This is a genomic window from Clostridium sp. KNHs205, assembly GCF_000702945.1.
GTDB lineage: Bacteria > Bacillota > Clostridia > Lachnospirales > Lachnospiraceae > Anaerocolumna.
Genome location: NZ_JNLE01000003.1, coordinates 2,317,526 through 2,333,108 on the forward strand (window position 1 = coordinate 2,317,526; position 15,583 = coordinate 2,333,108).

A 15,583-nucleotide genomic window follows, 5' to 3' on the forward strand; every position below is an offset into this window, starting at 1 on the left:
GAGAAGAGGGACTTTCGTTTTCAATCCTTTGATTGGAGTATATACGAGGTGCAACAGAAAAAGATTATGTAAGAATTAATGGAACGTAAAAAATAAAAATTGGAGGGAAAAGCCATATGAAAAAAGATGAACTTATTCGGATGGAGATGCAGGTAAAACCGAAAATCCGTTGGTGGCTTCCAGGAGCTTTTATGGAGAAAGAGGAGCTTGAACAGGAAATTGAAGATCTGGTGACAGCCGGTTATGGTGGCGCGGAAATATTATATTTTATGGGAATTCCGACAAATGATATTAATCCGCAAGCTTATTCTGAATACTACTTTGGTTCAGATAGATGGAATGATTTAATGAAGCATGCTTTAAAAAAAGCCATCGAATTGAATTTTAAACTGGATTTTACCGTAGGACCTTTATGGCCAATTGCATCACCTGCCATTCCTGCGATTGATGATGAACGTGCATCCTGGGGGCTTCATATTGGAACAACGAGTTTTGTAAATACATACCGCGGTGAATTGCCGTCATCAGATACGATTGATAAGAGCAGGGTGTATAAGATTGCCGGAGCATCAATTGCAAAACGGGTACAAAAAGAAAGTAATGTATATTTATTAAATAGTGCAAGGGTAGTAACACAGCACATGAATACAAGAAACAATACCATCGACATCAATCTGCGGGAATTGATGAAAGAAGAGGATGAGCTGCTTCAGAGCAGTACGGATGAATGGACGTTATTTGTATTTTATGAGCAAACCTCAGGGCAGATGAATGATTCGTCAGGCACTCCTGTTATTGACCATCTGAGCAAAGCAGCAGCTAGTGCAATCATCGATTATTGGGAAAACGTATTAATGGGGGATGAAGAACTAAGGCAGCTTTATGAAGAAAATGGTGGGGATTTGTTCTGTGACTCAATTGAGGTAAATGCATCCATGCTGGGTGGAATGTATGATGCCAAGCCGCTTCCGGTTATCTTGTGGTCTCCGGCTTTTCTGGAGACCTTTCAAACGAGAAGAGGCTATGATTTAACACCGTTTCTGCCCTGCTTGTTTATCGAGGGGCTTTATCAGCATTCAGCAGTCCGAAATGTGGATCAGAAAGCAAAGTACGAGTTTGATGGTACTCATGTAAATGTTCAGATACAAAATGATTTTTATCAGACAATAACAGATATGATTAATGAAAATCATATTAAGCCACTGAAGGAATTTGTTAACCGCCATAATATGAAGCTCCGATATCAGGTTTACGGGTTACCTACCCAGATGTGTTCAAGCCTTCATTATGTAGATGTTCCGGAATCTGAATCCTTAGGGTTCCAGGATAATATTGATTCCTGTCTGCTGTTGGTAGGTGCGGCCCATGTGGAAAAGAAACCAGTCTATTCCTATGAATTAGGTGCAATACAAGGCCTTGCGTATAAACAAATGTGGACCGGAAGTAAAGGCTTACTTTGGCAGCTTCACCAGGCTATGGCTGCCGGAGTGAACCAGGTTGTGTTACATGGAATGTCATATAATACGAAGTCAGTGATTGGCCCGGTAGAACCTATATTTAAATGGCCGGGGTTAAGCATGATGGGAACAGCATATTCCAATGAATGGGGCAACCGCCAGCCAATATGGGAGCACAGTGGGATGATGACATCCTATATCAGCAGGCTCCAAGGGTTGTTAAGGCAGGGAACTCCGAGGGTAGATCTTGCTGTTTATCGTCAAGAGTTTGATGGGGTAAATTATTCCATGCCGCAATATGCAAATCCCTTGAGCATGGCAGGTTACAGCTATGAATATCTTAGCACCTTCCTCCTTACGAGAATTGATTCCAAGGTCACGAAAGAACAGGGCAAAGTAATCTTGGATAAGGAGGGTGCAGCTTATAAAGCACTTATTATTGATTATCAAAGAAACAGGGAAACGAATTTATTGCAACAACCCAGACTTTCATTAGAATCAATGGAAAGCTTTGTTAAACTTGCCGAGAAAGGATTTCCCATATTATGGATAATTGGTGAACCCCAATACATTTCCAGCTATCAGAGCGCTAATGATTTCAAGAGAATACATGAGGTTTATCAGCAGCTTTTACGATATCCAAACGTATACGTTTTACATGGAACAGATGATTTAATACAACAAATGAATCAGGCTGAGATTTTACCTGATCGTATAGTTACGAAAGCTTCTTCTTTGATTCATGTGCATCGCAGCAGCGAAAATATGGATTATTACTATATCTACAACCAGAGTGAAAATGAAGTAGTTGATGAGACAGTGGAATTATCAGGTGCTGGAATTCCATGTGTTTACAACTGCTGGACAGGTGAGCTTCAAAAAATCGAGCATTTTTCCAGGAAGAATGGTTATATATCATTCCAGCATACGTTTCAACCGAATGAGGTTATGACACTGATGATTGGAAATCTTGTAGGTAATTACCGTACTATGTTTGATGCTTCATCATTTAGTAATGAATTGAAACTAACCTCCTGGAATCTAACTGTTAAGAAGTATCTTCCCGGAGATCATCCGACAAAGACATTGTTTGCTAAGGAGTTTGTCAATTTGGAAGCGTTAGTTCCCTGGAGACTGATACCGGGACTGGAAACGGTATCCGGTATGGGAGTTTACACAACGGTTTTCGAACTGCCTGAGAAGGTAGAGCGTTGTATGATATCGCTTGGTGGAGCTGCCGATACAGTAAATATTAATGTAAATAGCCATACCTTTCTGCCGGATCAGATAACAAAAAAGGTTGAGATTACCAACGGTATCCTTGTTGGTAAGAATCAGATAACTATCGAAGTCGCTTCAACGCTTAATAATGCATTGAACGTTATGGAAGAGAAGAAGGCACTTCAGGATTATGGGCTATTTGGACCGGTGATTCTAAAATATACATTGATATAAATAAGCTAGAATAATGGAGTATTTACTACATTAATATTAATTTAATAAAACACTTAAAGAGAGGGTAACAATATGTATTTAAAACAATTAAGAATTGAATATCAAAAGAATCCAATAGGGATAGATTGCAGAAAACCAAGATTCTCCTGGAAACTTATATCAGAAAAGCAGGATATCCTGCAGACAGCATATCAAATTATTGTAAGAAACCAAAATGATATTGTATGGAATACCGGAAAAGTGAATGAGGATACATCAATCCATATCAGATATGAAGGAGAACCATTAGAAGCAGTAACAAGATATAACGTATCTGTGGAGGTATGGGATAATCAGGGAGATGTAGGTCATATTGAAGGTGAATTTGAAACAGGTTTGTTCAGTGGTAACAATTTCAAGGCAGACTGGATAACACATACCTTAGAGGAGACAGAGGCTTGCCCTGTTTTTGTGAAAGAATTCGAAATTACGAAGACCATTGAGAAAGCCAGATTATATGCTTCTTCATTAGGAATTTATGAACTAGAGCTTAATGGAATACGCGTCGGTGAGAATCTGTTTACACCTGGCTGGACAAGCTATCATAACCGACTGCAATATCAGACCTATGATATAACTAATATGCTTCTTGGAAACAATATCCTTAATATGACAGTGGCTAACGGTTGGTATAAAGGAGTATTTGGATTTGGTGGTACAAAGAATAATTATGGTGATAGACTGGCAGTTATTGCGGAAGTTAGATTAAACTATACCGATGGTTCTGAAGAGGTTTTTGGAACGGATACCTCATGGAAATGCAAAACTGGAGTAATCCGTTTTAGCGAAATATATGATGGTGAAATCGTTGATGCTAATTACATCGATATGAATTTGAAGCCAACTCAGAGTTATGAATATAAAAAGGAAATTCTACTTGGCCAGGAAAATACTCCTGTTAGAATAACATCTAGATTTAAGCCGATTAATATCATTAAAACACCTAAAAATGAAATAGTACTAGACTTTGGACAGAATATGGCAGGTTTTGTAGAAATGAAGTTAAACTGCCATAAAGGTACTAAGGTAATCTTAAAGCATGCGGAAGTATTGGATAAAGACGGTAACTTCTATACAGAGAATTTAAGATCGGCAAAGGCTACTGATGAATATATCTGCAAAGGCGGAGAAGAGCTTTATCGTCCTCATTTTACATTTCATGGTTTCCGGTATCTTTGTGTGGAGGGGCTGGGAGAAGAGATAAATCCTAATGATTTCACCGCTTGTTCGGTTCATACTGAGATGGAGCAAACAGGTACCTTTGAATGCTCCAACCCATGGATTAACAGACTCCAAAAGAATATCGAATGGGGGCAACGCGGTAACTTCTTAGATATTCCCACTGACTGTCCTCAACGTGATGAACGCTTGGGTTGGACTGGAGATGCTCAGGTTTTTGCTCGGACTGCGGCTTTTAATATGAATGTTGCACTTTTTTTTGCCAAGTGGTTAAAAGATCTTAAGGCTGATCAGACAATGGAATACGGTGTTCCCTCTGTAATTCCGAATATACTGGGGAACCAGGCTGGTGCGGCAGCGTGGGGTGACGCAGCAACCATCATTCCTTGGGCCATGTATCTGGTGTATGGAGATAAGTCAATCTTGGAAGAGCAATATAATAGTATGAGAGATTGGGTAGAATATATCTACTCAGTATCGGAGAAGGGACTTTTATGGCAGTCCGGTTTCCAGTATGCAGATTGGCTTGCTCTTGACAAAGAGGAGATGAGTGACAGAATTGGTGCTACGGATAAATACTTTGTTGCGACTGCATTTTATGCACACTCAACTGAGATTTTATATAAATCAGCTCAAATATTAGGTTATGAAGAGGATTATAAAAAGTACTTATTATTATACTTAAAGATTGTGGATGCTTTTAATGATGAATATATTACGAAAACTGGTCGTCTGGTAAGTGAAACACAGACTGGGTGTGTTCTTGCACTCCATTTTAATCTGGCGAGAGTTGAATATAAAGATAAAATTGTTAAAACCTTAGAGAAAAATCTGGCAGCACATAAGAATCATCTGGTAACAGGATTTGTAGGGACTCCATATATCAGTCATGTTCTGTCTGACTATGGGCTCCATGAAATTGCCGGTAAATTGATACTTCAGGAGGATTATCCTTCCTGGTTATATGCGGTGAAAAAAGGAGCGACTACCATATGGGAAAGATGGAATTCCATGTTGGCTGACGGAAGCTTTGATGAATCCGGCATGAATTCTTTTAATCATTATGCATATGGTTCCATCGGTGATTGGCTCTATCAGAAGGTAGCAGGAATTCAGCTGATTGAGCCCGGTTACAAAAAGATCAAAATTGCACCTAAATTTGTAAAAGGAATTACATTTGCTAAAGCAACCTTTGATTCCATGTATGGATTGATTGCCTCATCTTGGGTATGTGAGAATGGTAGAATAATTATAGATGTGACAATACCAGCCAACACAACTGCTATTCTTGAACTTCCGGAAAGGAACGAAAGAATTGAAGTTGGCTCTGGCAGCTATCATTACGAATATGATACAGCTTTGGATCTTCGGATCAGCAAATATTCCATGGAGTCAACCCTTGGACAGATTCTGGAGAATCCGCTTGCAGTTGAAATGCTGGAGCAATTCGCACCAGGTACAACAACCAATCCTATGATTAAATTAGCGTATGGTCAGACGATAGCCGAACTTACTTCTATGATGCCAGGGGGGGGAAATCAGATGTTCATCGCTGTTATAGATGCCTTAAATAATTCAGAAAAATAAACGGTATGTACAATTGATAAGAAATAAAAGGAATTGAAAATATCCAATAAGTCTTGGGGGAGAGGATGATTGACATGAATCTTGATACGGTAATGGGACTCTGCAAGATGATAGATCACACATATAAGATCATAGCAGCCTACTTCGATTCTGATGGAAAGTTGATATTTATTTCATCTGAGCTCCGGAAAGAAGATCATTTGGTATACTATCTTAAGCAGACAGGTTCAATTGTACAGCTATGTATGATGTCAAAGGATATTCAAATTAGTATAGACGATATTGCCCTTACCTGGATAGGTGTTCCGGTTAAATCTGGAGATATTGTTCGAGGCTATATTATTTTGGGACCATTTTATTCAAGTGTTATATCAGAAAATGCATTAATGGAAATTATACACAAGATGAATATCAGTGAAGATCAAAAAGCATCAGTACTTAATTATCATAGTATTATTAATTTATTTCCCTATAAGGAATACGTTAAATTAATAAAGTTTTTATTTTTTTATCTTTATAATCAAGAATTAGATGAAAGTAAGCTGGGGATAATCAGCCAATCCAATCAGATTAATAATGTGGAGTTACAAGACGATGCATTAGAAAGCAATAATGAAATGGAGGTTCATGGAACCTATCTATTCGAACGTTGTATGCTGGAGTGCATCCGTACTGGAAATATTGTTAATTTAAAACAGGTGCTGCTATCTGGAACTATCGGTAAAGTAGGCGCTATGATTATTGGAAATGAATTGCGACAAGCAAAAAATACATTTATTGTAGCGACTACTATCGTTGTCAGAGCAGCTATTGAAGGAGGCTTAAATAGTGAAATTGCATTTTCAATCAGTGACCTGTATATCAGGCAGATAGAGATGATGAAAACGGTATCAGATATAGGTGAACAAACGGAAAAAATGCTTTTTGATTTTGCAGGAAGAGTTCATAAGTTATTAAAAATTAATGCATATTCCTATTATGTAAATCAATGTTGTGATTATATTCAAACAAATGTTTATTGTAATATAAGTGTTAATCAAATCGCGGATGTTTTAAAAATAAGTCAAGAGCATCTTTCACGCGTATTTAAACATGAAACAGGAATGGCAGTTAACGAATATATCAAGAAAATAAAGATGAAGGAAGCTAAGTTTTTACTTAAGTATACAGATAATTCTCTGGTTGAAATCAGCGAAAAACTTGCATTTAGTTCACAAAGTCATTTTCAAACTGTTTTTAAAAATGAGATGGGTTTAACTCCAAAGCAGTATAGAGATAAAGTAAAATAAACAACTAAAATTTTATATTGAGCTTAAGGCTTTTATACAGAAGTATATATAACATAATGATGTAAGTTTTTTCATATGGGAATTATTGCGAGTCGAATGACTAAGATAGGATAATACACTCATGAAATCTTAAATACTATATAGATAAACTTGGTGGAGTTTGTGTACTATGAGCAAACTTCATCCTTTTTATGTAGAAAAATATGCAGTATTAATAATAATATCAGATTTAAATAATAAATATCATTAATCTGATATAGGCTGAAAAGATTTGATTATAAAATATAAGGAGTACACTTCCATGCCGGTAGGCATCAATGGATACCATTTTATCCAAGGTAATAAGTGTTAATAAATTGTGAGAGGAAGTAAGTGATATGGAAATAGAAGAAATAAGAAAATTAATAGCCGAATTAACATTGGAAGAAAAAGCTGGGTTATGCTCTGGAGCAGATTTCTGGCATACCAAGGCGGTGCAACGTTTGGGCATACCTCAAACAATGGTTGCAGATGGTCCTCACGGACTACGAAAACAAAATGGCCAAGGGGACCATCTTGGTGTAAATAGCAGTATTAAAGCAGTATGTTTCCCAGCAGCATGTGCTACGGCAGCAAGCTTTGACAGAGAGCTGCTTACGTTAATGGGTCAGACAATAGGCGATGAATGCCAGGCAGAAGGATTAAGCGTAATTCTTGGACCAGCAGTAAATATTAAGAGATCGCCGTTATGCGGAAGAAATTTTGAGTATTATTCAGAAGATCCATATTTATCAACAGAAATGGCTGGAGCATTAATAAAAGGAGTACAAAGTAAAAATGTTGGAACAAGTATCAAGCACTTTTTAGCCAATAATCAGGAATTACATAGGATGACCAGCTCTTCAGAGGTAGATGAGCGTACCCTTCGAGAAATTTATCTGGCAGCCTTTGAAGGTGCAGTCGTTAAGGAAAAACCCTGGACTGTTATGTGTTCCTACAACAAGATTAACGGTACTTATGCTTCAGAGAATAGTTTCTTTTTAACGGATATACTGCGTAAGGAATGGGGATTTGAAGGTTATGTGATGAGTGACTGGGGAGCCGTCAATGAACGTGTTCCGGGTCTTTTGGCTGGACTTGACCTGGAGATGCCTTCTTCCGGTGGCATAAATGATGAACTAATAGTAAATGCTGTTACCAGCGGTACGCTGGATGAAAAAGTATTGGATCAAGCCTGTGAAAGAATTTTAAATATCGTATTCCGATTTGAAGATAATAAAGTTCCTGATACCGTATGGGATAAGGAAGCTGATCATGAGTTATGCGCCAGAATAGCCCAGGAATGTTGTGTACTTTTAAAGAATGAAACCAATATCCTTCCGTTAAAGGAGTCAGATAAGATTGCCTTTATTGGCAAATACGCAAAGGAACCACGTTATCAAGGGGGAGGTAGTTCACATATCAACAGCTTTAAGACAACCTCAGCAATGGATGCAATAGAAGGGTTACTTAATATAACTTATGCCGAAGGGTATCTTGATAATACGGACGACATAGATGAAAGTCTTAAAGAGGAAGCGCTCGAAGCAGCCAGGATGGCGCAGGTAGCAGTAATTTTTGCCGGACTGCCAGATTCTTTTGAATCAGAGGGCTATGATAGAAAACATATGGGTTTACCTGCTTGTCAAAATGATCTGATTGAGGCTGTATGTAAAGTACAACCGAATACAGTTGTAGTTTTACACAACGGATCACCTGTTGAGATGCCATGGGTGGACAAGGTAAAAGGTATTCTGGAAGTATATTTAAGCGGGCAGGCAGTTGGTCTGGCGACGACCAACATACTATTCGGAAAGGCAAATCCTTGTGGAAGATTACCAGAAACCTTCCCCTATAAGCTGGAGCATAATCCATCCTACCCTTATTATGGTGGAGAAGGAAACCAGGTAGAATACCGAGAAGGTGTTTTTGTTGGATACCGTTATTATGAAACAAAGAAAATTGACGTGTTATTCCCTTTTGGCCACGGGTTGTCATATACATCTTTTATGTATTCTAACTTACATCTTGATAAAGATACCATAAAGGATACAGACACATTGACGGTTAGTGTGGATGTGACAAATACAGGTAAAGTAACCGGAAAGGAAGTGATACAGCTTTATGTATCACCCATAGAAGGAGAAATCATCCGCCCAATCAAAGAGTTAAGAGGTTTTGAGAAAGTAGAGTTACTACCAGATGAGACAAAAACAGTATCTTTTAAACTTGAAAAGAGAGCATTTTCATATTGGAATACAATTCTTCATGATTGGCATGTTGAATCAGGAAATTACGAGATAATGATAGGAAAATCAGTAAGAGAGATTGTATTATCGAAAAAAGTTGCAGTTCAAGCCACTGTTTCAGTACCTCATTCCTATTCCTTAAATTCTAGGCTTGGTGAAATTATGAAGAACCCGAAAGCAAGTTCAATTATGGGAGCGTTTTCGGCGGGAATGGGAGAAGGAGCACAGGAACAAAAGGATTCTGCAGTAAATTCTAATGGAGCAATATCATCGGAAATGATGGAAGCTACGATAGCAGAAATGCCTTTGAGAGGTTTACTTAGTTTTATACCTGGATTAAAAAGAGAAGCTCTTCAGCAAATGGTTGATATGTTAAATCAATTATAAATTCAATGGAAAGGATAAGAAGCTGTGTTTAATAAACCAGCTTCTTTTGTTAGATATTTAGTAATTAATTACACTAAGTTTAAATTCAATCATAAAACATTGTAAAAAATGAGCGGTTTGCCGCTCATTTTTAGGTTTTATATATAAAAAAATACCTATTGTATCATTGATGTATAATAAATATCATTTTTCTGATATAGCAAAAACACTACAAATGATAAAATTGAGTGAAACATAAGGTGGGTGAGAAAAAATAAAAAAGAGTATAAGACCAGAATTAGAAATTAAAAATGAATATTATTATGAAGAAATAGTAAAAGGAAGTTATACAAAACCTCTCATTATAGTGATACCACCGGATACTCAGGTTGCTGATGAAATATCGTTCGAAAACATTAATATGGCTATCAGAAGTTGGAGTTTTCCTGGTAAGGAGGGACTTAGGATCAGAGTAATAGTCTGTTCGAATGGGGATGAAGTCGAGTTGTTTGTCAATGGTGAGTCCTGCGGAAGAAAGCCTGCTGGATCAGCTTGTGGCTACTTAACTTTATATGATGTGGTGTTTCGACCAGGATTAATTGAAGTAATTAATTATCGGAACAGGTTGGAATACAGTAGAGAGGTAATGCAAAGTGATAGAGGATACTGAGATTACTCAGAGCTAGTTTGATATGGCAGGATATTAGCAATATCAATACGAATGAATGGAGGAAATTTATGAAATTGGGTAAAGGAAATCCTGCTCTAAATGCAGGCAAAACTTCATGGAAACGTGATTTTGGTATGAACTGGAGAACATATTTGCTTGTTTTACCGGTCATTGTTTACTTTTTTATATTTAACTATCTGCCAATGGGTGGATTAATCATGGCATTTGAAAAGTTCAACCCGATAAAGGGTTTTTTGGGAAGTGAATTTGTAGGTCTCGATAATTTTATACAATTTTTCACAGCACCCAATTTCTTTGAGATATTAAGAAATACATTTGTGATTAGTTTATTAGGACTTACAATTGGGTTTCCTTTATCAATTATATTTGCACTTCTATTAAACGAAATTTACATAACATTTTTTAAGAAAACAGTGCAAACTATCAGCTATATGCCCTATTTTGTCTCAACTGTCGTTATCTGTGGTTTAATTATCGATTTTGTATCTTCCAATGGCATAATAACTAATGTTTTAGTGAAATTCGGTATGGAACGTCAGAATTTATTGCTAAATCCAAACTATTTCTGGGCAATCAACCTGATTTCAGATATTTGGCAGGGGTTGGGATATGGATCTATTATTTTCATTGCTGCTATATCAGGAGTAAGCCAGGAGCAGCATGAAGCTGCAGCCATTGATGGAGCAGGTAGATTAAAGAGAGCATTGCATGTTACAATTCCCGGAATTATGCCTACGATTATTACCATGTTGATTTTAAAATGTGGTTTATTAATGTCGGTAGGATTTGACAAAATCTTGTTGTTATATAATCCAAGTATATACGAAACGGCTGATGTTATAGTTACGAATGTTCAACGTATGGGTCTTGAGAAAATGCAATATGGTTACTCAGCAGCTGTTGGTCTGTTTAACTCGGTCGTTGGAACAGTGCTTTTACTGGTTTCCAATGGGATTAGCAAAAAGTATACGGATAACTCGGTATTATAGTAGGTGGGCTAAATCACCGAAAGGGAATCATATTCATTCGCTTGCATAAAGCACATTAGCATTTTGCTTAGTATATGACTGCCAAATGGCAGTATGGAGGTTATTATGGTTGAGAAGTTAACTTTTAGCAGGGTTGTATTTAATATATTAAATTATGGCTTTATGATTATTTTATGTTTTGTCTGTATCGCACCTATCTGGCATGTTGCAATGGCTTCCATCAGCGATCCAAGAGAATTGATGGCCTCCAGCGGTTTTATATTAAAGCCTCTTGGAAAAGTAACTCTAAAAGGTTATGAACTTGTATTTAAAAATAAAGATATAATTAACGGATATCTGAACACCATTATTTATGTAGTAACAACCACAATAGTCGGAGTGATACTCACTGTTATAGCAGGTTATGTGATTAGTCGTGAAAACTTAAAGCTTAAAGGTTTGATCACTCTTTTTATATTATTCACGATGATGTTCAGCGGCGGACTAATCCCTGGATATATGGTAAATAAAGAACTTGGCCTTATAAATACTAGAGCTGTATTAATTATACCCGGAGTTATTAATGCATTTTATATCATCATGATGAAATCAGCTTTTGAACAGCTTTCATCCAGTTATGAAGAATCAGCAAAAATTGATGGCGCAGGTCCGCTTACGATTATGTTGAAGATACTGGTTCCTTTAATCAAATCAACGATAGCAGTAATCGTAATGTTTAATGTAGTAATGCAATGGAATTCCTGGTTTCCTGCATCTATCTATTTGACCAAGAGAAGGGATTTGTGGCCGCTTCAGTTATATATCAGAGAGATTCTGGTGCAAAACGATACAGCAAAGATACTAAGCGGATCTGATATAAAGGGTAAGACTGATTTTACCTCGAATCTGGTTAAGTATTGTACTGTAATGGTAGCTACCCTGCCGATATTAAGTATCTATCCATTTGTACAAAAATATTTCGTAAAGGGTGTTACTCTTGGTGGTGTTAAAGGCTAGTTTAATACGGTAATTGATCCAATAGATTAATTATAAATGCGTTAAGAGGAAATAAAAGGTTAGTTTAATTTTAAGGAGGAGGATTTAAAATGAAAAACATGAAAAAAATTTTTGTAATGTTTATCTGTTTGGCTATGGTTTTTAGTTCGTTAAGTGCATGTAAAAAGTCTGAGAGTAAGGATAATAATACTTCAGATCCTACAGAAGGAGCTAAGGAATTAATAAATATTGATTATTCAAAGCCGGTGGAATATTCCTACTGGTTATATTCTACACCAGGAGATTACAATTCTGATTATAACAAGAACCCGGTTGTAAAATATCTGAATAAGAAATTCAATATGACACTTTCTTTCCAGCAACCAGCATCTGGAGCAGATACTGATTCGTTAAACATAATGTTAGGAACAGGTGAGTATACAGATATCATAGATTCAAACTATTATACAGGTTCTATAAATCAGCTTTTCACTGATGGAGTAATAATAGATATTGCAAAATATTTGGATTACATGCCTAATTTGAAAGCTTTACTTGAAACAGATGATAAGTTAAGAAAAAATACTTATAATGATGAAGGTCAATTATTAAAATTACCTATCGTTTCAACTGATAATGAAAATGCGTGGGGAGGATTGGTGTATAGACGCGATATCTTAAAAACGATGACAGGTGACAATATCTCATTTCCGAGCGGCAATGAAAGTCCGATAACAATTGCTGACTGGGATTATATGCTCCCATTGTATAAACAGTATTTTGAGGCGGCAGGTATGAAGGACTATGCTCCATTAATTCTTCCGGCAAAAGGTTATTTTGATTCTGGTGATATACTTACAGGCTTTGGGACTGCTCCTAACTACTACGTAGATAATGGGACAATTAAATATGGTCCGATGCAGGATGGTTTCTATAATTATCTTGTTAAAATGAAGGAATGGTATAAGAATGGTTATATCTATAAGGATTTTGCAAGTAGAACGAATGATTTGTTCTATATGCCTAATACAGCCCTGACTTATGGCGGAGCGGCCGGTGTATGGTACGGATTAGGTTCTCAGTTGGGTGATACTTTGTCAATGCCTGATTATGGACTATATGTTGATGTACAGCCTGTCGCCAATCCAATAGATAAAGAACATGGAGTAACAACAGCTCCGAATCTGGTATATACAGGTAAGAATGAAAGAACCGGTGGCACAATGATTACTAGTTCCTGCAAAAACGTTGAAAGACTATTGGCAACCATTGATTATCTTTATTCTGAGGAAGGTTCTTACTTAAAAGAATATGGACTGACGAAGGAGCAAGGTGCTGCTGAGAATGAACTCTATGTAAATAATGGCTTAGCAGATGGAACATATACAAAGAATACGGATGGGACATTAAATTTTAATAGCAAAACTACTTTTAATGGTGGAAGCCTGCCTTTGGCAGAATTTGCTGATGTTCGTATGCCAGGGTTAGCTAATAATAAATACACAATTGAAGCTTCAATGGATATTGAAAAAGAAGCCACCGCTACTTGGTTATCCTATGGAACTACAGGAAAATTGCCATCAATTCAAAGAACTACAGAGGAAGAATCAACTTATTCTAATAATCAAGCTAAAATTGATGATTATGTAAATACAATGGTACTCAAATTCATTCTGGGAGATGAAGAACTTAGCGAAAACTCTTGGTCTAATTTCAAGACCCAGCTTGAAGCGTATGGAGTGAATGATAATATCGCAATCCAACAGACAGCATTTGATCGTTATGAAGCAAGATAACTTGATTATCTTTTACATAACATAAATGATGGTTGCAGGAACTGGACTACATGCGTGGAGGATGGGTTAAAAAAGAGTGATTGCCATGCAGGGAGTGTGGCTACAACCAATTAACGGAGATTTTAGATTTTCTGCAATCGGCAATGCAGTAATCTAAAATCTCCGCTATTATTTTTAATTCCATTCCATATGCCCTATATGAAAATTGCTATGTTCCGGCAGTTACACATTCTACTGTTCCATGGGGGAGAGATATTTTTGCTGAAGTGTTTGCGGGGATAGAAATACTGTCAAATGTCTTTTGGGCTTCTACTCCTGTTAAAAGGTTTAGGGCCAAAGGCCTGACCATATAAATTAAAAAGTCATTTTAAAGGATATATAAGGTTATGTAAAAGGATTGTATAATAACTCCCAGAAAATATAATGAAATATATGAAATGTATAGGATAATTTTAACGGAGGGTTGATAATGAAGAGCAAAACAAAGAATTTGTTATCGGAAGAGCAGATTAAGACACTTGTAAAAGTTAATTTTGGAGATTTGTGTAAGGTTGGAAGTATAACAGAATTAAAAGGTGGTATGTTTAACTCGGTGTATTTGATTGAACGAATAGATGAAAAAGATAAGATTGTGTTAAAAGCAGGCGTAATACCAGGAACTACTTTGTTAACCTATGAGCAGGATATAATGCCGACAGAAGTTAAATGTTTTCAATTAATTGAAGAGCAGACAACAATTCCTACACCTAAGATATTAGCATATGATTTTAGTAAAAAACATATTAATAGTAATTATTTTTTCATGACAGCCATGGAAGGTATCTCCTTAAATAAAATTTCCAGAAAAATGGAGAAGCATAACCTGGAGAAAATTAAAACTGAACTGGCAGGTTACTTAGCACAAATGCATCAGATTAAAGGTGATTATTTTGGATACTTTACCGATGATAAAAAATATCAATATGCTACCTGGAAAGATGCATTTTTACATATGTTTGATATGATTTTGAGGGACGGCAGGGAACATAAAGTTAAATTACCCTACGAGAGAATTGAAAAGGTTTTAAAGGATAATTCGAAATATCTGGAGGAGATAACAACCCCGTCACTGGTGGAGTATGATTGTCATGAAGGTAATATTTTTGTAAAACAAGTTGGAGGGGAATATGTAATAGAAGGTATTCTTGATTTTGAGCGTGCTTTTTGGGGAGATCCTATCGCTGATTTCCCGGCAGCCTTTATTATGCTGGATGATATACGAAAAGACGAAGCCTTTTTAAAAAGCTATCTGAAGGAAAGCAAAGAAAAGAAGCAATTTACTGAAGCGGATACAAAAAGATATCAATTATACCGGATGTATATCTTTACGATTATGGCCGCGGAAACCTTTCGGTATGGATTTTTATATGCACACTTACAGGGCTCATTTTCAAAAAGTATTGTTATGAAATGTTTGAAGGAATTGGAGCAGTTATAATCTGGAATGCCGTAGA

At 36.6% G+C, this 15,583-nt stretch carries 8 protein-coding genes; all 8 read left to right on the forward strand.

Features of this window, described 5'->3' with window-relative positions:
* Positions 1-116 precede the first annotated feature (116 nt).
* Positions 117-2,912 carry a glycosyl hydrolase gene (locus BR73_RS0110000; protein WP_033165409.1) on the forward strand — a complete coding sequence of 932 codons (2,796 nt, stop codon included), beginning with the start codon at positions 117-119 and terminating at the stop codon, positions 2,910-2,912.
* 72 nt (positions 2,913-2,984) lie between these two features.
* Positions 2,985-5,717, forward strand: a complete 2,733-nt coding sequence (locus BR73_RS0110005; RefSeq protein ID WP_033165410.1) for a family 78 glycoside hydrolase catalytic domain — start codon at positions 2,985-2,987, stop codon at positions 5,715-5,717.
* 65 nt (positions 5,718-5,782) lie between these two features.
* Positions 5,783-7,006, forward strand: a complete 1,224-nt coding sequence (locus tag BR73_RS0110010) for a helix-turn-helix domain-containing protein (RefSeq protein WP_081848602.1) — start codon at positions 5,783-5,785, stop codon at positions 7,004-7,006.
* Positions 7,007-7,383: 377 nt separating this feature from the next.
* Positions 7,384-9,660: a glycoside hydrolase family 3 C-terminal domain-containing protein gene (locus BR73_RS0110015; protein WP_033165412.1), complete on the forward strand. Its 2,277-nt coding sequence runs from the start codon at positions 7,384-7,386 to the stop codon at positions 9,658-9,660.
* Between the two features lie 717 nt (positions 9,661-10,377).
* Entirely contained in the window at positions 10,378-11,319 is a 942-nt protein-coding gene (locus BR73_RS0110025) for an ABC transporter permease subunit (RefSeq protein ID WP_033165414.1), read from the forward strand.
* 105 nt (positions 11,320-11,424) lie between these two features.
* Positions 11,425-12,315 (forward strand): carbohydrate ABC transporter permease, encoded by an 891-nt coding sequence (locus tag BR73_RS0110030; protein ID WP_033165415.1) that lies wholly within the window; start codon positions 11,425-11,427, stop codon positions 12,313-12,315.
* 89 nt (positions 12,316-12,404) lie between these two features.
* On the forward strand, positions 12,405-14,090 hold the full coding sequence (locus BR73_RS0110035; RefSeq protein ID WP_033165416.1) for an extracellular solute-binding protein: 1,686 nt from the start codon (positions 12,405-12,407) through the stop codon (positions 14,088-14,090).
* 469 nt (positions 14,091-14,559) lie between these two features.
* A complete protein-coding gene (locus BR73_RS0110040; RefSeq protein ID WP_033165417.1) occupies positions 14,560-15,567 on the forward strand; it encodes a phosphotransferase in 1,008 nt (335 codons plus the stop codon).
* Positions 15,568-15,583 lie beyond the last annotated feature (16 nt).

What these genes read in the sequence shown, in the direction of transcription:
- BR73_RS0110000 (WP_033165409.1), top strand. Translation starts at nt 117, where the DNA reads ATGAAAAAAGATGAACTTATTCGGATGGAGATGCAGGTAAAACCGAAA.
- BR73_RS0110005 (WP_033165410.1), top strand. Translation starts at nt 2,985, where the DNA reads ATGTATTTAAAACAATTAAGAATTGAATATCAAAAGAATCCAATAGGG.
- BR73_RS0110010 (WP_081848602.1), top strand. Translation starts at nt 5,783, where the DNA reads ATGATTGACATGAATCTTGATACGGTAATGGGACTCTGCAAGATGATA.
- BR73_RS0110015 (WP_033165412.1), top strand. Translation starts at nt 7,384, where the DNA reads ATGGAAATAGAAGAAATAAGAAAATTAATAGCCGAATTAACATTGGAA.
- BR73_RS0110025 (WP_033165414.1), top strand. Translation starts at nt 10,378, where the DNA reads ATGAAATTGGGTAAAGGAAATCCTGCTCTAAATGCAGGCAAAACTTCA.
- BR73_RS0110030 (WP_033165415.1), top strand. Translation starts at nt 11,425, where the DNA reads ATGGTTGAGAAGTTAACTTTTAGCAGGGTTGTATTTAATATATTAAAT.
- BR73_RS0110035 (WP_033165416.1), top strand. Translation starts at nt 12,405, where the DNA reads ATGAAAAACATGAAAAAAATTTTTGTAATGTTTATCTGTTTGGCTATG.
- BR73_RS0110040 (WP_033165417.1), top strand. Translation starts at nt 14,560, where the DNA reads ATGAAGAGCAAAACAAAGAATTTGTTATCGGAAGAGCAGATTAAGACA.